This window comes from Klebsiella sp. WOUb02 (genome assembly GCF_050058015.1).
Classification (GTDB): domain Bacteria; phylum Pseudomonadota; class Gammaproteobacteria; order Enterobacterales; family Enterobacteriaceae; genus Klebsiella.
This window is the reverse complement of sequence record NZ_CP170110.1, coordinates 2,360,074-2,379,483: the sequence shown is the minus strand read 5'-3', so window position 1 is coordinate 2,379,483 and position 19,410 is coordinate 2,360,074. Positions and strand designations below refer to the sequence as shown.

Sequence of the window (19,410 nt, the reverse complement as noted above, 5' to 3'; positions counted from 1 at the left end):
CCGTGGCCCAGAGTTCTGCTCTGCACATACGCGCGGCCATCACGAAAACGGATGGCAGGCGCGATGGGACTTGCTCATTTTTATTGCACTATTTTCCAGGAGTTATTGATTATGCGGCCTGAGCAGCGACGCACCGAAATCCTCGCGCTGGTGAATGAAAAGCGAAAAGTCACCGTAGATTTTCTGTCGGAAAAATTCAGCACTTCGCGAGAAACGATCCGCCGGGATTTAACGGATTTAGCCATTAGCGGACAACTGCGTAAATTTCATGGCGGCGCAACCTCTCTCGATACCCTGCACGAGGGCAAATTTAGCACCCGACTGACGGAAAGCGCCCATGAAAAAAAGATGATTGCTCAGTTTGCGGCAACCTTATTTCACCAGGGAGAGTCGCTCTTTATTGATACGGGTACCACGACCCTGGCATTTGCCCGTGAACTGGCCATCAGCACCACCGAACTCACCGTTCTGACCAATTCGGTATCTATTACCCAGATATTTGCCGGCAGCGATCGCAATCACCGCGTTTTCCTGATTGGCGGTCAGTACCGCGAAGAAGAAGCAGAAAACATCGGGCCCATCGCCGTGGAGCAAATCAAGCAGTTCCAGGCCACGCACGCCGTCATAACCGTTGGTGCTCTGGATACTCATGGCGTAATGGACTATGACCTGGAGGAGACTGAAATCGCCAGGACCATGGTTGCCAAAGCCGATCAGGTCACGGTTCTGGCGGATAGCAGTAAGCTTGGGCGCACGGCGCTGTTCACCGTGTGTCCTCTGGATAAGGTCGATCGCATTATCACCAGCGGGGATCCTGAGCCCGGCTTACAGGCCGCCCTGAGCGATGCGGGCGTTGAAATCTTTAACGCCGCGGTACAGGGAGCAAAAGAGGGCTAAGGCGAATTTAGCGTAGAGATAGTCACCGGCCGGAAAGGTGAGGTAAGAGAAGCGTGTATCCAAAACAGCCCATTGATTAGCGGAGGCCTGATGCATAACCACATCATGACATTTGATATTGGAACGACCTCCCTGAAAGCAGCCTTGATAAATCGGGCGGGTGACATCGTGGCCGAAGGCAGTGCGAGCTATCGCGTTTCGCACCCGCAGCCAGGGTGGGCTGAACAGGATCCTGATGAAATCTGGCAACAAATTTGCGTTGCCAGCCGGCAGGTGATCGATCGTAGCGGAGTGAGCAGCAGTGAAATCAGCGCGCTGATTTTTGTTGCGCCGTGGAAAAACATTATCGCGCTCGATTCCCAGGGGCGCCTGCTGCATAACAGCATTATCTGGATGGATGCTCGTGCCCATGAGCAGTCTGAGCGGCTGAATCATACTCTCGGTCAGGTTGTCGGTAGCGGCCAGGAGTACTGGCCGCGGTTGATGTGGCTAAAAGAGCGGCACCCCGCGCTATGGCAGCGTACGGCGCATATCGTCGGCCTAAATACCTACTTTAAATTTCGCGCGACCGGCAAACTGTATACCGAACCTTCGGATGACTTTATTCGTTCTGAGAATCCGCAACTACACGCCTGGTATCAATCGATTCTTGAGGCGGCGAACCTAACAGGGGATATCGATAAATTTCCCCCGGCCCGCGCGGCAACCGACACCGTTGGCTCTCTGACCCCCCGCGCGGCGCGGCAGCTGGGTATCGCCAGCGGTATTCCGGTTATCAGCGGTTTTGGCGATCTGGTGGCCATCACCTGGGGAGCGGACAAATCACAGCTGAATGACGCCCATGTCTATTTTGGCACATCATCATGGCTGGTAAACGTCATCCGGCAGCGTTCGCAGCTTGCCGCGCCACTCTATTTTTCGATCAATGCGCAGCAGGAAGGCGCCGTCTATCCGCTACAAACCGGGTGCTTAGCGCTGGAGTGGATTATTGAGCAGGTTTACCGCGTCGAACGTGAGCAGATGGGTCATGACATCTACCGGTTTATTCAGCAAGAGGTGAGCCAAATCCCTCCGGGCTGTGAAGGGCTTATCGCGGCCCATTGGCTCACCGGAGAGCTCACTCCTTTTGCCAAAAATGCCAAAGGCTTATTTCTCAATCTTACGACGCGCCACGATCGCCGTCATATGGTCCGCGCCATGATGGAAAGCGTCTGCTTCACCCACCGCCATAATATGGCGACATTAGAAAAGCTGACCGGTCAATCTCGCGAAAGTATTCGCGTTGTCGGCGGCGGGGCAATGAGCGCGGTCTGGATGCAAATGCTTGCCGATATCCTGCAAATTCGCGTAGAAGTCCCGGCCTCTCCTCGCTATAGCGGCACCCTGGGCGCCTATTACTGCGCAGCTCAAGCCTTGGGCTGGCATGAAGAGGTCGCGACGCTCGCCCAACGGAGCTCTTCCCGGCAAATATTTACGCCCAATCCTGCCTGGCGGGATGTTTATCAAAAAAATTACGCTATCTATATGCAGCTCTATCCGGCGTTGAAAGATATTTATAATCAACTGAATGGTGAACACTAATGAAAGTGCTGATTACTGAATTTAGGCAGGAAAGTAACTCATTCAACCCGCAACAATCGACACTAGCATTTTGGCAACAAAACGGTATTTACCAGGGGGCCGAAGTCAGACAGCATTTTGCCGGACAGCCCTGGAGCGGCTATCGCCGGCGCGTGGCCTCCGTTATCCGACCGATCCTCGATTTTATGCAAACCACGCCCGCTTTCGTCTACCTGATCCCGATCATTGCCCTGTTTGGTATCGGCAAGACCGCCGGGATTATTGCCACCATCATCTTCGGCATTGCTCCAGTGATTCGCCAGACGGCCTTTGGAATTGCCAACGTTCCGCCCTCGGTGCGGGAGGCGGCCCTGGCTTTTGGCGCCGGGCGAGGGTTTATGCTATTTAAAGTCGATTTGCCGATTGCCCGCCCGGCGATTCTGGCGGGCGTCAGCCAGACGGTGCTGATGAGCCTGTCGATGGTGGTGATTGCCGCGCTGATCGGCGCAAAAGGGTTAGGTGAGGATGTCCTTTCCGCGCTGCAGTACGCCGCCCAGGGGAAAGGCATTCTGGCGGGGCTGGCGATCCTGATCTGCGCGATCGTTATTGACCGGATGGTGCAGTTCCGGCGGCGATCCTGATCCCTTGCTGCGATGGCGCTGCCGCGTCGGCATCCTCTTGATGGATTTTTTGCTTAAGCCAGGGGGCAAACTTTTTATAAAACTGCCGTGCCCTCCGGAAGCGTTCAAATTCATTCATAATGAAAAAAACAAAGATGAAGTTAAGCAGATAAAAGACTATGGCCATGACGGTGAAGAATGTTTTATCCGGGCCTGCGCTGCTTTTGGCCATGCCAGCAAAGAGCATGAAAGTGACAAATAATATCAAAAAACAAATCACGGAAAATACGATTCGTTGTTTCCTCTCTTTTCTATATCTGACGTTGTAAAGACTCACTGAGGCACTTTGAACGCCAGGGGAGAGCGGTGTCTTGATAAAAGCCCGGAAGTCCCGGTCATCATAAGAGATGCTATTTTCTCGCAAAAATGTCAGCAGGCGCTCATTGATTGAGATGGGATAGTACATCCCGATAGTTTCATAGAGCGCTTTTATGGTGTTTTGGCTGGCATCGGTTAATTTCTCATTAACCATGCCCGCTATATTAGCAAGGGTTTTTGACCGTTTTTCAGTCACCGCCATTTTTTCTGCGGGCTGAATATCAAAAAATTTTCGTAGCCCAATGAAGGCGTACTTCATGATGCCCGGGACAAGCACCCCCCAAAAAAAGCTTTAATGATTCATCGCTAATAAAGGCGGAGAGGTTATTTGCTGCTGAAGTGACGTCACTCACAGGCTAACTCCATTTATTTCGTCCATAGCAACGGAATTATTCCCGTTATCCACAACGCCGGCCAGGGCGGCCAGCCCCTTTAAGCGCCAGCAACGTTAGCTGGCTTACTGTCCATGTTGATTAAAGATACAGGCTCATAATCCTTGGTTCAATGCCGTTTATTGTTCGCCGCTCGACTCTAAATGCCACGGCTTATCGCGGTGGAGGAGGGTTCCCTGAGCCTGCTGAGGCGCAAAAAAAGGACCCGGACAAAGTAATTATCGGCAGCCGCGCCGCAGCCTGAAACTAACTGCCAGGCGGCGCTGTCTTTAATTCATTGGCGCAATGCTTTTTGTCTGGAAGATAACGATGACGTCCGTTTTGTTGATTGAGGATGATAACCGGCTGGCCGGCATGCTGATGCCCTACCTTGCCCAGTATGAATTTAGCGTGGTGCACAGCGCCAGCGCGCAGGACGCGCAAAATAAGATGAAGCAACGCAAGTTCGATGTCGTACTGCTGGATTTGATGCTGGGCGACGCCGACGGTCTGGCGCTGTGTCGGCAGATTCGCACCCGGTTCCAGTACGACCCGGCGATTATTATGGTGACGGGACGAGGAGACCCGGCGGATCGTATTATCGGGCTCGAAGTGGGGGCCGACGACTATCTGGCAAAACCCTTTGAGCCGCGCGAGCTGCTGGCGCGCATGCGCGCGGTACTGCGGCGCATGAAGCCCGGAGCGGCGTCGGGCGGCGACGGCGTTATTCGTTCCGGCGCGCTGGAGATTGATACCGCCGCGCGCAGCGTCACGCTTAACCAGCGCCCCTGCAGCCTGACCTCCCTACAGTTTGACCTGCTGGTCTCGCTGGCGCGCAATGCGGGTCGCGTGCTTAACCGCGAACAGATCTGGCAGTCAGTGCGCGGCGAAAGCTATGACAGTTTCGATCGCGCCATCGATGTCCACATCGGGCGCATTCGTCAGGCTATCGAGGACGACCCGCAGGTGCCGAAGCGCATCATTACCGTGCGCGGCGTCGGCTACGTCTTCTCGGCATTACCCTACGCATGAAGCGGCTCGCCTGTTTTCCCATGCACCTGCAGATCTTTTTCGCCTTTAGCTGCGCGCTTGCGCTGGTGGTGATCTGCACTATCGCGCTGTGGCTATGGAACAACGATAACAACCGTCATTTGAAAGCCTTCGCCACCTTCTCCGAGCTGGTAGAACAAAACCTTCCGCCGGCTTCCGCTCCGCGCGCCGTGCAGTTCCAGGCCATCGATAGTTGGATCCAGCGCACCCATACCCGCTTCTCTCTGTACGCCGCCGACGGCTCTCCGCTTAGCCGCCCGCTCAATCCGCCGCTCTCTTTCCCGCAGCGCGTGGCGCCCGGAGGGGGATTTGATGACTGGTACGGCACGCGTTTTGTCTGGCAGCTCAAAGACGGGCGCGTGCTGGTTATTCAGCTAAGCAACGACCGACAAAAGCGTCCGTGGCTGTTTATCCTGATGCTGTTGGCCATGACCGCCAGCGTGGTGCTGGTGTCGTTTCCGGTGATCCGTCGCTTAACCGCTCGCCTGGAGTCGCTACAGCAGAGCGTCGAGTCGCTCGGCAAAGGCAACCTCGGGGCGCGCGTGCAGGTTAGCGGGCGCGATGAAGTGGCGCAGCTCGCGGCCAGCTTTAACCGCGCCGCCGGGCAAATCGAGCAGCTGGTTCAAGCACAAAAAACGATGCTGGCTAATGCCTCGCACGAGCTGCGTTCGCCGCTGATGCGTATTCAAATGGCGGCGGCGCTCTTGGTGCAGAAGGAGTCGCCCGCCTCCCGCGAGCTGCGGCGCAGCGTCGGCGAGCTCGATGAGCTGGTGGAGGAGATTTTGACGCTGAGCCGCCTGACGATGACCACCGGCGTGATAAGCGGCGATTTCCGATCGGCAGATATAACCGCTATCGCGGCGGAGGAGTGCGCCAGCGCGCAGGTTGAGCTGTGCGCCGGCCACGTGCTCGCCGAGGTGGATGCGCGGCTAATACGGCGCCTGCTGCGCAACCTGATTGAAAACGCGCAGCGCTATGCGGGGAAAGAGATTTCAGTCGTGCTGAAGCTTACCGACCGGCAGCACTTTATCCTTGAGGTGAAAGACCGCGGCCCCGGCATTCCGGCTGCGGAGATCGAGCGTATCTTTGAGCCGTTTTATCGGCTCAGCAGCGGCGGAAAGGGCTGCGGTCTCGGCCTGGCGCTGGTCCGTTCAATCACCGAATATCACCGGGGCAGCCTTTCGGTGCGCAACCGTCGCGGCGGGGGAGCCTGTTTTCAGGTGCGTATACCTGTCGCAGTTACATAACTTTACCTGAGGTAAAAAGAGGGGTTACAGGAGCCTGTTTTAATAAGCCAACCTGATTGTCGGCTTCCTGTAACGGTAAGGATTATCTGCATGCTACCCACCCTGGCTAAACCCTTTACGCTCCTGTGCCTGCTCTCTGCGGCAACCTTTCCCGCCGTAGCCGAGCCTTCTGCAAACGGCTTTTCTGGCTTTATCGGCGGCGGCGTGGGCGTAAAGCCGAAATATTCCGGCGCCAAAGAGTCCAAAACGACGTTCGTTCCCGCGTTGAAACTGGCTTACGGGCCGTTTTTTTTCGGCGGAGTGGACGATCTTACGGCGCTGGGCTGGGAGTTTGCCCGCACCGAACGCTGGACCTTTTCGCTCGGCGTGGGCGCGGATATCTCCCCCCGCCAGCAGTCCGATGATGAACACCTCAGAGGGCTGGGCGATATTCACTTCTCGCCGCGGGCCTTTAGTTCGGCGGTTTATGAAAATCAGCTCTTCAGCGGCGGCGTGATTTTGACCCAGGATATCGGGGGAAATCAGCAGGGCTTTAAGCTCATCTCCTGGGCGCATCTGCAGTGGCGGCCGCTGGAGAGCCTGCGCTTTTATACCGGACCCAGCCTGAGCTGGGGGGATAGCGATTATATGCAGACGCAGTACGGCGTCACTGCCGCGCAGTCGGCGCGCAGCGGCCTCGCACGCTACGATAGCGGGGCCGGGCTGGAAAAAGTGGGCTGGCAGACTGGGTATGGACTACTCGATGACGTCGGCGTGGCTGATCGGCGCCCGGGTGAGCGCGCAGCGTCTGCAGAACGATGCCGCCGACAGCCCCATTACGCAAAAGTCAGGGCAGGTGAACGGCGTCCTGTTTGCCGCATGGCGCTTCTGATAAGCGCGGACCTTTTCCGCTCAGGCGGGGGAGCGCGCATCACATGGCGGACGGCGCGCTCGTTTTAGCCGCTGGCCGGGGCGTTTTTCCGGCAACCCGCTAAAGCGACATGCCAATCACCGCGTTGACAACGGCGGAGGACATCAGCACGCCGCCAACGATAAAGCACGCCCGGTTCTTTCTGGTCGCGCCGAGGGCTAAGAGAACAACGGCAAGGGTAAAAAAGGGGATGGCAATAATGCTGAACGTGTTCAGAGTAACCTCCGCGAAGAGTAGAAAAAGCCGGCCATGATTAAGGCGCGGCTGATTATTAAGTCGCTGAGCGCGATCGGCTTCTTATGCCGGCTTATTTTATCCGCCGTCAGCCGATCAGCAGAGCGGCCAGCGCCGCTAAGGCCGGGAGCGCCTGAATATAGAGTATTTTCCTGCTTGCCGTCACCGAACCGTATATCCCGGCAAGCAGAACGCAGCACAGGAAAAAGATTTTAAACTGCAAGCCGCTCTCTCCCGCCCACAATCCCCACAGCAGGCCCGCCGCTAGAAAGCCGTTGTACAGTCCCTGGTTAGCGGCCAGCACCCGGCTGTCGCGAGCAAAATCAGCGCTCAGGTTAAATGCCTTGTGGCCCGTTTTGGTATCCCATAGAAACATTTCGAGGATCAGGATGTAGAGGTGGATGGCGGCCACCAGGGCGATAAGGATATTGGCTAACACGGCAGGCCTCGCTGAAAATGTGGGAGCCGGATGATTATAGTTAAAACTCGTTTGCGCCGCTGCCCGTTATTTCTTAGGGGGCGCGGCGCCTTTACCCAGCCCTCCGCATGCGCCGGAATGAAAAGCGGCCACCATCGAGCGGCGGTGAATAACCTCACGCTGCCTTTATGCCGCTATCGGCTTGACATATTAAGCGTGCTTGCTATTGCTTAATCAGGCAAAGACGATGCGCCTTAAATAATTATCTCCTTGTAAAATATCGTATTTATGGTTTATGGCGCGGCGGCGAGGGGTGAATGGCAGGTCATAAGGTGAAGTTGCCCGGTATCAAAGAGAGCCGGCGCCTGCTGAATTTTGAGGCAGCCGTAAGGAAGGTGGGTCTGGCTATTCTGCTGGCTATTATCTGCGCCGCGCTGGCCGGCGGATTTTCTGTCGGCTATTTTAGCGAGGCTGAAAAAACCAATCAGCCGCGAACGGTAAAAGTCGACTATGAATATTTTGGTCGGTTGCAAAAAGAGTTTCGCCTCAAAATCACGGCGCATCCGCTCCCGGCCGATAAATATGTCTTCAGCCTCGGCGGCGATTTTATTGAAAACTATGAGCCGGGCGGCATCTGGCCGCAGCCGGACGGTATGTATAGCCAGGGAAAGACGCTGTATCTGATTTATAACAATGTTAAAAATAAAGGTGATTTCTCCCTCTGGCTGTACGTCACGCCGGCGAAACCGGGTAAATCGGAGAATTCCATCCAGGTGAACGCCGAGCCTGAAATCCGCTATTGGCAGTTTATTTATCCTTAGGGGGCTGGTATGGAGATGGTTTTCCGGGCGTTAGCCATTTATTTAATCCTGCTGGTGGTATTTAAAATTGCCGGACGCCGCGCATTATTACAAATGACCAGCTTCGACCTGATCCTGCTGCTGATTATCAGCGAGGCGACGCAGCAGGCGCTGCTGGGCAACGATTTTTCGGTTACCGGGGCGATGCTGACGATTATTACCCTGGTAGTGGTCGATATCCTGTTTGGGCTAATGAAAAAGTATATCTCTGGCGCGGAGTCGGCGCTCGACGGCTCTCCCGTTGTGCTGGTGGCCGACGGGGTGCCGTTAACCGATAACCTGCAAAAGGTCGATGTCTCCTGCGACGATATCCTGGTCGCCGCCCGTCAAAATCAGGGCATCACGGAATTTCGCAAAATAAAATATGCCATTCTGGAGCGTAACGGCCATATATCGGTTATCCCCACCGAAGAGTAGGGAGCGCATCGTCATGACGGATTCAGGCCGTCGGGCTATTCAACCGTCCAGGCCTGGCTGAAGCTATCATTGATAAAAATCTCCGCCAGCCCGCTAATCTGCTTCAGGCGCAAAACTTCGTCCTGGTCCATTCCCAGCTCCTGGCCGATGCGTCGATCGTCCCAGCCCAGGCGGTAAAGGTCGCGCACAATATCCGACATGGCCGCGATCTGGTGTTTGCCTCTGGCGCGGTTGTGGCGAATGGTTGCGGCGATACGCTCTTTCTTCCCCTGACGCGATGAGTTGATCAGCGTAACCGGCAGATAGCCGCGCAGGCGCTGGTGAATCTGCGGGTTGGCAGCGCTTATCAGATGTCGATGAAAGCCATCGACAACCAGATACAGCTCCTGCTGGCGCGCGACCACCACCGGCTGGGTGAAGCCGTCCATTTCTACCGAGCGCTCCAGCAGCTTTTTTTCCGTTGCGCTCATGCTATTGGGATTATAGTCATTTGCCGTGACCGACCCGGCGTCAATCCATAATACGCAATCCACGGGCTCGTCGCAGAAGGGGCTGTGCCGGTGGATAAGCATCTTGAGTTGGTTAATGGCGTCAATCTTACTTTTCATATCTGAGAAAGATTCAAGGTAGTCGGCCACAACCTTGCTGATATCCGTCGACATTACAGCGTCCCCCATGTCTTTCGTTTGTTGCTGATATTGTTGCAGTATCTTTTGTAATGCACGGGCTGGGTCGGGCTGAATGAGAGCGTCCGGCACCAGTAATCATTCTTAAGAATTGTTTTGCAGATCCTGCGCCAGGAGGGAATATCGCGAAAGCCAAGATCCTTCTCCTGGGCATCGGGAATATCCTGCGGGAAGCCGCGCGTCTGATACCAGCGCAGGTAGATGGCTATCTTGTTGCGGTAATGCTCGGCGGTTTTATCCGGCATGCTTTCAAGCAGGAACAGCGCGTAGCTGCGCCAGGTATGCTGCTCCGGCTTGCGCATTTGCGTTCTGAGGGCGAAATAATCGCCGCTTTCGTTGGCATATTTCGCCGCGCCGTGCGCGCCGCACACCCGGCGACACATCTTCTCCCATGTGTCAGGTTCGAGCGTGTGGTAAAGCCACAATCCGCGGCGCTGCTCCGGGCCAAAGGGTTCGCAAACGCGCATGTTTTTTAGCGTCACGCCGGCGCGGTACATCAAATCATACAGCGGGTTGTAGGGGAGCTTTGATTTAGCGTTGAAGATCCAGATATCCTGGGTACGCCAGTCGTATAGAGGGTAGCAGGTATAGCTTTTGCTCCCCGGCAGCGCGGTCGTCCAGGGCTTTTCATTATCAAAGCGCGATTTTGTCTGCGAGGTCAGCGCCATGTAGCGGTGTAGCGACTCATCGGTACGAATGCCGATCAGCGAGGCGAGGCTGCGTCCGGCGGCCAGCCATTGAACAAATGCCGGCACAAAGGATTCAAAGGTCATCGGATACTGATAGAAGGGGAGCTCGGCGCCTCGGGTGACGGCCCCCTCCGGCGGCTGGCGCACCCATTCTGCGCCGGGTTCCCAGCAGATCCATTCCGGCTGGTGCTGCGATACGCCGCTTACCGTGGTCAGCGGCAGGGCGATCCAGTAAAACCGGCTGATAACGTCCTGATAGCGCGTCCGCATTCTTTCGACATGCTCAATCGTTAATAAATACTGCGCCTCCCAGTCAATAAACAGCACCACGAACTTTTTGCGCTTCGCGCGCGCAACGGTTGCCGCCAGATGCAATAAGACGGTTGAGTCCTTGCCCCCGGAGAACGACAGGCAAACCTGCTCAAATGATTCAAACACCCAGTCCAGGCGGAGCAGCGTCGCGTCAAAAACGTCCATGTCGAGATTTATTTTCTTCATCCGTCCTCCCGGCTTTAAACTCATGTTTATAAATTCAGGCTTCATGCAGGCTAAGGAAATAGCCAGCCAATATAATTGAGCATCGCGAGTTTATTATTTACGCCCAGCTTATCTTTGATCTTCAGGTAGTAATGGGATACCTGTTTATTACTCATGGAGAGCATGCGTTCGACGCCGCCGCGGGTCGGTGAAGTATATGCGGCGCGGAGAACGTCATACTCTCTTTTAGTTAAATGACCGCCGCTGCGTAATTCAGCATAATATCTCAGCAGCTTACCAATGCTGGCGACGTTGTTGCTCTTGAGCTTTCTGCGCCATTCGCGTAATCCGGCCTGCTTAGAGATGAAGAAATCGCCCATGCCGTCTTTTATTTTGCGGTCGCTGATAATTAAAATCGAAGCGTTACCGCGAATGATCAGTACCTGAATAACCGCGAGGAGCGCGCAGATATTAGGAAAGTAGCTTTCTTCAAGCACAAAGAGATCCTCAGCGCCGCTGGGCCTTATCGCGGATTTTAGCGTCTCGAGGCCGTCGCTTAGGTACTGATTTGCCATATAGGAATATGAAGAGACGGCGGTTGCCGGCGGAATATCCGTAAGGCCGCCGCCGCTATAATTTTTTAACAATAGTTCAAGATCTAAGTAAGCGTAGTGTTCCGTATCGGCTTTGATTATCTTACTCCGCAGACCGGGTGCAATTATTTGTTCATGCATAGAAAATGCCCGCAATTTTAATTGTTATCAGAGCGCGTCTGAACTCATGGATAAAAATGATAAGGCGGGGGCTATTATTTTGGGTAGTTAATTTATCTTAAGTAATCTTTAGTGAAGGTGGCGGTTATTTGAATCATGGAAACTAAAATCTTTTTATTTCTTATTTTTTCTTTAGATGCTGACTTACATCATTGACATTTTTAATTGTATTTAATGCGGGTTATGTTTGCAGGCGGTCTTAAGGACTGACGCCCCCCGTTTTGAGCGGTGATGCAGCGGAGTAAACCGTTCATTTTCGTCGTCGCCGTAAAGATGGCTTATAATTAGGCGATCCTCTAAGAGTCCTGAGATGAAGTCAACACTATTTACGCCTTATTGCGCGCTCACTTAAAACGATCCGCCGCTATTAATTAAAATAACGCGCGGTGATTAATGATATACACATGATACTTCAAGTTGCAGTTTGTTAAGTTCATTCCCTTATATTAATCATTCACTCTGTAACTGATTAAGGATTTGGTGCATGGCCGCCTTTTAGCAAAGCAGATTTTTGGATTTCTTTATTCAATAAAACCAAATCCACCTCAACCCGCTACACTACCGCAACATATTTTATGCCATTGTTATTCTCTTTTAACGTTTCAAGCGTCTGTGGAATGTCATCAAACGCAACGGTTTGAATAAACGGCATAATCAACTCGCAGCGACCGATCTGTTGCAGCATGTTTTCGCCGGCTTGACGTAACCGACTCCACTGTACATTGCTACCGTATGCATGAATGGCTGCCAGAGCAATTTCATGAAGCGAGATACTGGTCGTGAACGGTGGTAATGGCGCTTTTTCCAATCTGTCCTGAATACATACAAGATGGCCGTAATAACCCAGTAATCCCGCCAGAGATAGTGCATTTTGCTGATTGACGGTATCGAAAGCAGCGTACAGCGGTTTTTCGCCCAGTGCGCGATTCAACTCATCTGTCCATGACCTATGGCCATAGTCAAAGCACTGGATGACCCCATGGTTGAGCAATTTTTGATGATGCCTGCCGCTGGCGGTGACATAAACATTAGCGCCTGCCTGAATAAGCATCTGTGTTAACAGGCTGCCAGCACTACCACCGGCACCGCTGACAAGCACGTTCTCACCAGAGAGATGAGGGACTTTTTGCACTGCCTGCCAGGCCGTCAGACCCGGGCAGGGTAACGCTGCCGCGCTGATATCACTGATATGCTCGGGAACAGAAATAACTGCATGAGCGTTGACTATTGTATGGCGGGAAAAACTGCCGTCGAATCGAAGATCGGTATGGTACATTACCCGAGAACCAAGGCGCAGATGCGTGGCGTTTCGGCCTGTGGCGGCTATGACACCCATACCATCTACACCTGGGATTTGGTCAATTTGCCAGATATCTGATAGACCATTCAGTAATTAAATCCGGTAAACCCCCGGCATTGCCGGGGGACTCCGAAAGGTTTGACCTTTAAGTCAGTCGCGCGAATCTGAAATCTCCGCCAAGAGATGAGGATTCGTGATGAGAGACTATCAGAGCTTAAGCCATACGAAATGGGACTGTAAATATCACGTGGTTTATATCCCTAAACGCCGGAAACAGCGGTTATATGGTGCGCTGCGGCATGAGTTGGGAAAAATATTCCACGAGCTTGCGAGCCAGAAGGGCTGTCAGATTTTGGAGGGGCATCTGATGCGTGATCATGTCCACATGTGCATCAGCATACCGCCAAAGTACTCGGTATCGACAGTCGTCGGCTATCTGAAGGGAAAAAGCGCGATAGCGATAGCACGACACTTCGGCAGAGGTAAAAACTTCACCGGAGAAGTTTTCTGGGCACGAGGATATTTCGTTTCAACCGTTGGTTTGGATGAAGCCACGGTCAGGGCATACATACGCAACCAGGAGAGAGAGACGAACGATACGATCAAATGAAACTGAACGTATAGCAGCCGCCTTGGGCGGCTCATGGTTTGTCGGCGCCTTTGAGGCGCTCCCCCTAAAGCCTCCGGCTCTGCCGGAGGATACTTACTTCCAGTCTACAGGATTGATGCCAATAGCCCGATTCTCAATCAGCACCTGATCATCGCCAGGTTCCTGTAAGACTTTTTCGTGGCGAACAAGCAGGAGTGGAGATACTTGTTTTTTCCACAGAAAGGCTTCGGTTTCTATCATTGATCAGTCCTCTGGTTTTGGTGAAAGGACAAATTAAACAGCGCCTGAGCGTGAATACAATTTCATTTACCCAATCATACCGAAGATGCTGGTCTGAGTGTCTGGAAATTATCGTTAATCCGACAGGTCAGTTGCCCGGCTATCACTGGCAGGGTATCGCTGAAAAATCCGTTTATTGCCGCCCGGAAGGCCTTCGCCGTGGCAAAATACCGGTTGTTCCGGGCATGCTCATTCATGACCTTCCACAACCGCTCAATCGGATTCAGATTCGGGCTGTAAGGAGGCAGGTAGTGCAGTTCAATATTCATCACCACCGCCCAGTCCTGCACCAGTGAGGCACGGTGATACGGTGCACCATCCAGTATAAGATGCACTTTCTGCCTGACCGGGTAAGTCTGCCGGATAGCGATGAAAAACTCACAAATGGTTCTGGCATTAATCTGCGCATAATCGCAGGTCACTGTCCGGGCGATGTCGTTCAGGCTGAGTGCCCCGATGATATTCATCCGGGTACGGCTGCCGGTGGTTTTAACCGCTTTGCGCTCACCCCGGCGTATCCAGCCACCACTCAGTTTCGTTGACTGCGTGGGATGCACCGCATCCATAAACAGGATGGGTTCGCTGTCACCCGCCGTCAGCTTCAGAGCCTCATATTCAGCCATGAACTGCTGCTGTTTTTCTTCGCTGAACTTATGCGGGACGCCCGTCGGCTTTTTCCATGAAAAACCATTGCGGTGAAGCCACTTGTTCATCCCCGGAATGGAGTAAGACACACCGAAACGCTCGCTGACGAGGGCAACAATACTGGCTGTACTCACATGTACGTCATCGGTCAGCAAACAGATTAACTCTGCTGAGTGCGCAGAACTGAGATGCTCCTGAGAACCACCGTTTTCAGAGGTCAGCTTACCCTCATCAAGATAATCCGCGATATGGCGCAGGACGGTGGTCTCATGGATAAGCTGGGACTGCGCAATCATGGTCGTTGACCAGCCCTGAGCAGAGAGGAGTACGCAGCGAATTCTGTCGCAGACACGGCGGTCACGGCTTAGGCGGTGCTGAGCCTCAAGGGCTGCAATCTGTTCGGGTGAGAGTCTGATGTTCATGAATTAAGCATGATCCCCTGACTGCATGAAATCAAGCAGTTTCAATGATCACGGGTATAACAATAAATCATCAAGGGCTGCGGGGGGCGTTCACTCGCCGCTTTCTCCCCGCGTGGTCCCGATTTTGTTCCCTCATGAACCCTCATGAGGGGATTTTCCGCCGCGCAAGCCCGTGGGCCGCGGCGGCTCAGGCGAGTTATGTTCATTTGTGGTGTATGGGGATCCGAAGAGGGTGGCGTATCCTGCTGATTGATTTCTTCCCGGATTTCAACAACAGAGAGATGATACGCCATGACCAAGTCTACCCTACAGGTGTTGCCTGAGCTACTTGAGGCCACCGACCCACTCCATGATTTACTTCGAACCGGCGCACAGCAGTTGATCGCCAGTGCCGTTGAAGCAGAACTGGCAGTTATGCTCGCCCGGTTTGCCGGGCGCCGACTCGATGATGGCCGCCAGGCGGTGGTGCGTAACGGTTTTCTACCTGAGCGACGCATTCAGACCAGTATCGGCGATGTCAGCGTCAAAGTCCCGAAGGTCAGGGATCGCAGTGGCAACGGCATACGCTTCAACAGTGCCTTGTTACCGCCCTACCTGAAGCGGGCTAAATCCGTAGACGAGTTGCTACCCTGGCTGTACCTTCGTGGGATTTCTACCGGCGATTTCCACGAAGCCCTGTCGGCTCTGCTCGGCGAAGGGGCTTCCGGCCTCTCGGCCAGCACCATCAGTCGTCTTAAGGCTCAGTGGCTGGATGAGCACCATATCTGGGCACAACGCGACCTGAGCGATACGCGGTATGCCTATCTTTGGGCTGATGGTATTTACAGCAACGTACGGCAGGACGATCGGCTGTGCCTGCTGGTTGTCATCGGGGTCACGGAACACGGTCGTAAGGAGCTGATTGCTGTTGAAGATGGTTACAGGGAGTCGGAGGCGAGTTGGTACGAGCTCCTGAGCGGGCTGCGCACACGTGGCCTGACGATATCACCGAAGCTGGCAACCGGTGATGGCGCAATGGGCTTCTGGAATGCACTGTCGAAAGTGTTTCCTGACACCCGGCACCAACGCTGTCTGGTACATAAAACCGCTAACATACTGACCTCGTTGCCGAAGTCGGTGCAGCCGAAGATAAAAAGTGAATTGAGGGATATTTGGCTGGCAGAGAACCGTGTGTCAGCAGACACGGCGCTGGATGCGATGCTGGTGAAGTATGGCGACAAATATCCGGCAGCGATGAAGAAGCTGACGAAGGATCGAGAAGAGCTGCTCGCCTTCTACGATTTCCCGGCGGCACACTGGGCGTCAATAAGGACGACTAACCCCATCGAATCGGCATTTGCGACAGTTCGGTTACGCAGCAAACGAGCTAAGAACTGTGGCTCGAGAGCGACGACGTTGGCGATGGTATTCAAGTTGCTCCAGTCAGCGCAGAAAAACTGGAATCGACTTAAGGGATTCGAGCTGTTGACTTTGGTGGTCAACAACGTGCCGTTTAAAGACGGCGAACAGGTGGAAGATGAAGCATCAGATCGGAGCGTCGCCTGATGTCTTCGTACACCAGATTTGACAATAACTCGGCTCAGGCGTGCGATAGCGTCGGAAACATCAGCCTGTTGTCCTTAAAAATGTTCTCTTTGGCCGTATAGATAAATAAAAAGTCGTCGCCCTCGATTTTTTCATACTCGCCGATACGACCTTCAACGGGGGTGAAGCCTAAAATCGCCAGCAGGGTTCGCTGGTCGGCGAGTTCATTGATGATGGCTGACATCGAACCGCCGGCGTCGCAGAAAATATCAAAGCAGATCAGCGCGCGGTCGTTTTGCATCGCGATGGCCACGGCGCGATTTTTTTCCGAATAGTAGACGAAGTGCTTCATAAACGCCGAGCAGTAGAACATCAGCAGGCCGAAGTTATTATGTGCCGAGAGGCTGAGAGAAGGGATTGGATTTCTCATAATAGTGCTTGAGGATCGCCACATCGCTCTCTTTATCCATATCAAGCCGGCGGAAGTCGCCCGGGGTCGGCGTCACCGGCAGGGTATATTGATATTCATCGTACTGCGCGAAACCAAATCGTGGGTAGAAATCGACGGTCGTGGAGTTAGCAAACAGAAAAATCGCATCGGCTTTCTCTTTCCAGTCATCGAGAATATGGTTAATCAGCTGCGTCGCGAGGCCTTTATCGCGATGGTCGGTATCGGTCATTACGGTACCGATCTGGATATAATGAACCATCTTCCCTTGCCACTTGAGGTCGATGACGTTGGCGGAGGCGTTAGCAATCACTTTATTATTATCAACGAAAGCGTAGGGAATGTATGACCCGGTCCAGTAGCCCTTTTTGTACCAGTCCTTAAATGAGAGATCAAAGGTCTTAATAGCCAGGTCAATGAAGCTATTTCTTAAGGCATCATTATCCATAACCTGTTTGACTAATTTGTATTTCATTGGCCGGTGTTCCTTTTTATTTATTGTGCTACACGACAGTGCTAATGCTAATTTAATATTAAAATCAATGACTCATCTATGCAGTTAAGTATGAACGGTTCACGATATTTGTACACCCCGCGGCCCGCAGTCATTTCTCAGGACGTTGTCTCGGTCACAGTAAATACGGGGCTTTGCCGATTCGGCGGAGATCGCTGCGCGAGGGACCGACGATTTAGGCGATGCAACGGCTTTCGTCAGCTGGTGCTGAACCGCTATGTTTGCCGCAAGAGGTGGCCGTTCGGGGAGGATATGACGGCGCCGGCGCCGGATCCCTGCCGCTAACCCGTCATCTGCCCGTTTGCCATCGCGCCTCGCGGAACGGACGTGAAATCAATGGTGGAGGCAGAGTAGTTTGCACCTGTTTTTAATGAAATGACAAAAGTGTTAATGAGCCATTGCTGACTTTGTCTAAAAACAAAAAATGGCTAAATTTAATAAACGCAGAGCGATATAACGTGTTCAAGGTCATGACCCCTATCATAAATCGCCAGGGTAAATGTGGTATCATCGCGCCTTTCCCTTTTCGTTTGGGCCCTTTTTATGCAACAACCCGCTGTTCGCGTTGGAGAATGGCTGGTTGCCCCCTCTGTTAACCAAATTAGCCGGAAGGGACGCCAGCTCACTCTTGAACCGCGCTTGATCGATCTTCTGGTTTTCTTTGCCCGCCATCCTGGCGAAGTGCTCAGCAGAGACGAGCTTATTGATAACGTCTGGACGCGCAACGTTGTAACCAGCCACGTCGTCACCCAGAGCATTTCGGAACTGCGCAAGTCGTTGAAGGACGGCGACGACGGCAGCCTCGAATATATCGCAACGGTACCGAAGCGCGGCTATAAGCTAACGGTGCCGGTAATCTGGTGTACGGAGGAGGGGGAGGAGCTGACGCCGCTTCTGTCTCCGCAGGCGCCGCCGCCGGAAGCCGCTGCGCCATCTTCGCCCGCCGAGCCCGACGTTCAGCCGCTAACCAGAACCGAGAAACGTAAGCGGCTCAGCACCTTTATCGTCTGGGGTCTGTTCCTGCTGGCGCTGGCAACCTGCGTCGCGCTGGTGGCGCTGTCGAGCATCGAATCGCGCCCGCCGGTCAATAAAGCCCGCCTGCTGCTAAACCCGCGAGACATCGATATCCACCTGCTTAACGGCAACTCCTGCACCAACTGGGCGTCCCAGCACTCCTACGCGGTAGGGCTTGGCAGCCTGGTCACCACCTCGCTGAATACTTTTTCCACCTTCATGGTGCATGACAAAACCAACTACAACATCAACGAGCCGAGCAGCTCGGGTAAAACCCTGACCATTGAGTTCGTCAACCAGCGCCACTATCGCGCCCAGCAGTGCTTTATGTCGGTGCAGATGGTGGATAACGCCGACGGTTCCACCATGATGGACAAGCGCTACTTCATCACCAGCGACAACCAGCTTGTCGATTCAAAGCGACCTGCTGAATAGCCTGTCGGAAGCGCTGAAGCAGCCGTGGCCGGAACGCATGCAGACCATGCTTAAGCAGTACCAGCCGTCGCAAAGCATCGCGCTGACCCACTTTTACCAGGCGCATCAGCTATTAATGAACGGGGATGTCGATTCATTAGGCAAAGCCAGCGCGCTGCTCGATGACGTGATTAAGCAGGCCCCTGACTTTTCCTATGCGTATGCGGAAAAGGCGCTGGTGGATGTATTACGCCATTCGCAACAGCCGCTGGATGAACAGCAGCTTGCGGCGCTGTATGCGGAAATAAACCGGGTTGGCGATATGCCGGGTATTAAAGATCTGGCGGTATTTTACCAAATTAAAACTGTCGATATGCTGGGGCAGGGGAAAGTCGACGAAGCGTATCATGCGATTAATACCGGCATCGACCTGGAAATGTCGTGGATGAATTATGTGCTGCTGGGTAAAGTCTACGAAATGAAAGGGGAGAACCGGGAAGCCGCCGATGCTTATCTGACCGCCTTTAATTTACGTCCGGGCGAAAACACCTTTTACTGGATTGAAAACGCGGTATTCCAGACCGCGGTTACCCGGGTTGTGCCATATCTCGATAACTTCCTCTCTTCAGAATAAGTAAACCCTCACCGCGCGA

General features: G+C 53.6%; 18 protein-coding genes and 2 pseudogenes. 11 read left to right on the top strand and 9 right to left on the bottom strand.

The window, feature by feature from the left end:
• The first annotated feature begins 111 nt into the window (after positions 1-111).
• The 3 genes from ABOC21_RS18370 (at position 112) to ABOC21_RS18360 (ending at position 3,098) form a co-directional block, all read left to right on the top strand.
• Positions 112-897, top strand: a complete 786-nt coding sequence (locus ABOC21_RS18370; protein ID WP_426812807.1) for a DeoR/GlpR family DNA-binding transcription regulator — start codon at positions 112-114, stop codon at positions 895-897.
• A 90-nt stretch (positions 898-987) separates the two neighbouring features.
• Positions 988-2,478 carry a xylulokinase gene (locus ABOC21_RS18365; protein ID WP_426812806.1) on the top strand — a complete coding sequence of 497 codons (1,491 nt, stop codon included), beginning with the start codon at positions 988-990 and terminating at the stop codon, positions 2,476-2,478.
• Complete coding sequence (locus ABOC21_RS18360) at positions 2,478-3,098, top strand: ABC transporter permease subunit (protein ID WP_426812805.1); 621 nt, start codon at positions 2,478-2,480, stop codon at positions 3,096-3,098. The genes ABOC21_RS18365 and ABOC21_RS18360 overlap by 1 nt, the downstream gene beginning before the upstream one ends.
• Here the strand turns inward: ABOC21_RS18360 and ABOC21_RS18355 are convergent.
• Complete coding sequence (locus ABOC21_RS18355) at positions 3,061-3,714, bottom strand: hypothetical protein (protein WP_426812804.1); 654 nt, start codon at positions 3,712-3,714, stop codon at positions 3,061-3,063. The two genes, ABOC21_RS18360 and ABOC21_RS18355, sit on opposite strands and share 38 nt — an antisense overlap.
• Positions 3,715-4,156: 442 nt before the next feature.
• Here ABOC21_RS18355 and ABOC21_RS18350 point away from each other — a divergent pair, with 442 nt between their 5' ends.
• The 3 genes from ABOC21_RS18350 to ABOC21_RS18340 all read left to right on the top strand — a co-directional run bounded on the left by ABOC21_RS18350 (position 4,157) and on the right by ABOC21_RS18340 (position 7,062).
• Positions 4,157-4,858, top strand: a complete 702-nt coding sequence (locus tag ABOC21_RS18350; RefSeq protein ID WP_426812803.1) for a response regulator — start codon at positions 4,157-4,159, stop codon at positions 4,856-4,858.
• Positions 4,859-4,878: 20 nt separating this feature from the next.
• Entirely contained in the window at positions 4,879-6,123 is a 1,245-nt protein-coding gene (locus ABOC21_RS18345) for a sensor histidine kinase (RefSeq protein WP_426812802.1), read from the top strand.
• A gap of 90 nt (positions 6,124-6,213) precedes the next feature.
• The gene (locus ABOC21_RS18340) at positions 6,214-7,062 is read left to right on the top strand and encodes a MipA/OmpV family protein (protein WP_426812801.1); all 849 of its coding nucleotides are present in this window, start codon (positions 6,214-6,216) and stop codon (positions 7,060-7,062) included.
• Between the two features lie 293 nt (positions 7,063-7,355).
• Here ABOC21_RS18340 and ABOC21_RS18335 read toward each other — a convergent pair whose 3' ends face one another.
• Positions 7,356-7,706, bottom strand: coding sequence for a DUF1304 domain-containing protein (locus tag ABOC21_RS18335; RefSeq protein ID WP_426812800.1), 351 nt, complete (start codon positions 7,704-7,706; stop codon positions 7,356-7,358).
• Between the two features lie 296 nt (positions 7,707-8,002).
• Between ABOC21_RS18335 and ABOC21_RS18330 the strand changes: the two genes are divergently transcribed.
• A complete protein-coding gene (locus tag ABOC21_RS18330; protein WP_426812799.1) occupies positions 8,003-8,506 on the top strand; it encodes a hypothetical protein in 504 nt (167 codons plus the stop codon).
• A 9-nt stretch (positions 8,507-8,515) separates the two neighbouring features.
• Positions 8,516-8,962, top strand: a complete 447-nt coding sequence (locus ABOC21_RS18325) for a DUF421 domain-containing protein (protein WP_426812798.1) — start codon at positions 8,516-8,518, stop codon at positions 8,960-8,962.
• 35 nt (positions 8,963-8,997) lie between these two features.
• Here ABOC21_RS18325 and ABOC21_RS18320 read toward each other — a convergent pair whose 3' ends face one another.
• From ABOC21_RS18320 to ABOC21_RS18305, 4 genes are all read right to left on the bottom strand, one after another.
• Positions 8,998-9,624, bottom strand: a complete 627-nt coding sequence (locus tag ABOC21_RS18320; RefSeq protein WP_426812797.1) for an IbrB-like domain-containing protein — start codon at positions 9,622-9,624, stop codon at positions 8,998-9,000.
• Positions 9,624-10,835: a phosphoadenosine phosphosulfate reductase gene (locus tag ABOC21_RS18315; protein ID WP_426812796.1), complete on the bottom strand. Its 1,212-nt coding sequence runs from the start codon at positions 10,833-10,835 to the stop codon at positions 9,624-9,626. The genes ABOC21_RS18320 and ABOC21_RS18315 overlap by 1 nt, the downstream gene beginning before the upstream one ends.
• Before the next feature lie 50 nt (positions 10,836-10,885).
• Positions 10,886-11,548, bottom strand: a complete 663-nt coding sequence (locus tag ABOC21_RS18310; RefSeq protein WP_426812795.1) for a hypothetical protein — start codon at positions 11,546-11,548, stop codon at positions 10,886-10,888.
• A 592-nt stretch (positions 11,549-12,140) separates the two neighbouring features.
• The gene (locus ABOC21_RS18305) at positions 12,141-12,923 is read right to left on the bottom strand and encodes an alcohol dehydrogenase (RefSeq protein ID WP_426812794.1); all 783 of its coding nucleotides are present in this window, start codon (positions 12,921-12,923) and stop codon (positions 12,141-12,143) included.
• Between the two features lie 160 nt (positions 12,924-13,083).
• On the opposite strand from ABOC21_RS18305, the gene tnpA reads away from it, so the two are divergent.
• Positions 13,084-13,497 (top strand): IS200/IS605 family transposase, encoded by a 414-nt coding sequence (gene tnpA, locus ABOC21_RS18300; RefSeq protein ID WP_426812793.1) that lies wholly within the window; start codon positions 13,084-13,086, stop codon positions 13,495-13,497.
• Positions 13,498-13,590: 93 nt separating this feature from the next.
• Here tnpA and ABOC21_RS18295 read toward each other — a convergent pair whose 3' ends face one another.
• Both ABOC21_RS18295 and ABOC21_RS18290 read right to left on the bottom strand, forming a co-directional pair.
• Positions 13,591-13,737: a hypothetical protein gene (locus tag ABOC21_RS18295; RefSeq protein ID WP_426812792.1), complete on the bottom strand. Its 147-nt coding sequence runs from the start codon at positions 13,735-13,737 to the stop codon at positions 13,591-13,593.
• A 74-nt stretch (positions 13,738-13,811) separates the two neighbouring features.
• Positions 13,812-14,843 (bottom strand): IS630 family transposase, encoded by a 1,032-nt coding sequence (locus ABOC21_RS18290; protein ID WP_426812791.1) that lies wholly within the window; start codon positions 14,841-14,843, stop codon positions 13,812-13,814.
• A gap of 291 nt (positions 14,844-15,134) precedes the next feature.
• Here ABOC21_RS18290 and ABOC21_RS18285 point away from each other — a divergent pair, with 291 nt between their 5' ends.
• Positions 15,135-16,388, top strand: a complete 1,254-nt coding sequence (locus tag ABOC21_RS18285) for an IS256 family transposase (RefSeq protein WP_426812790.1) — start codon at positions 15,135-15,137, stop codon at positions 16,386-16,388.
• A gap of 34 nt (positions 16,389-16,422) precedes the next feature.
• Here ABOC21_RS18285 and ABOC21_RS18280 read toward each other — a convergent pair.
• A pseudogene (locus tag ABOC21_RS18280) lies at positions 16,423-17,290 on the bottom strand (GNAT family N-acetyltransferase).
• 582 nt (positions 17,291-17,872) lie between these two features.
• Here ABOC21_RS18280 and cadC point away from each other — a divergent pair.
• Positions 17,873-19,391: pseudogene (cadC, locus tag ABOC21_RS18275) on the top strand (lysine decarboxylation/transport transcriptional activator CadC).
• The last annotated feature ends 19 nt before the right edge of the window (positions 19,392-19,410 follow it).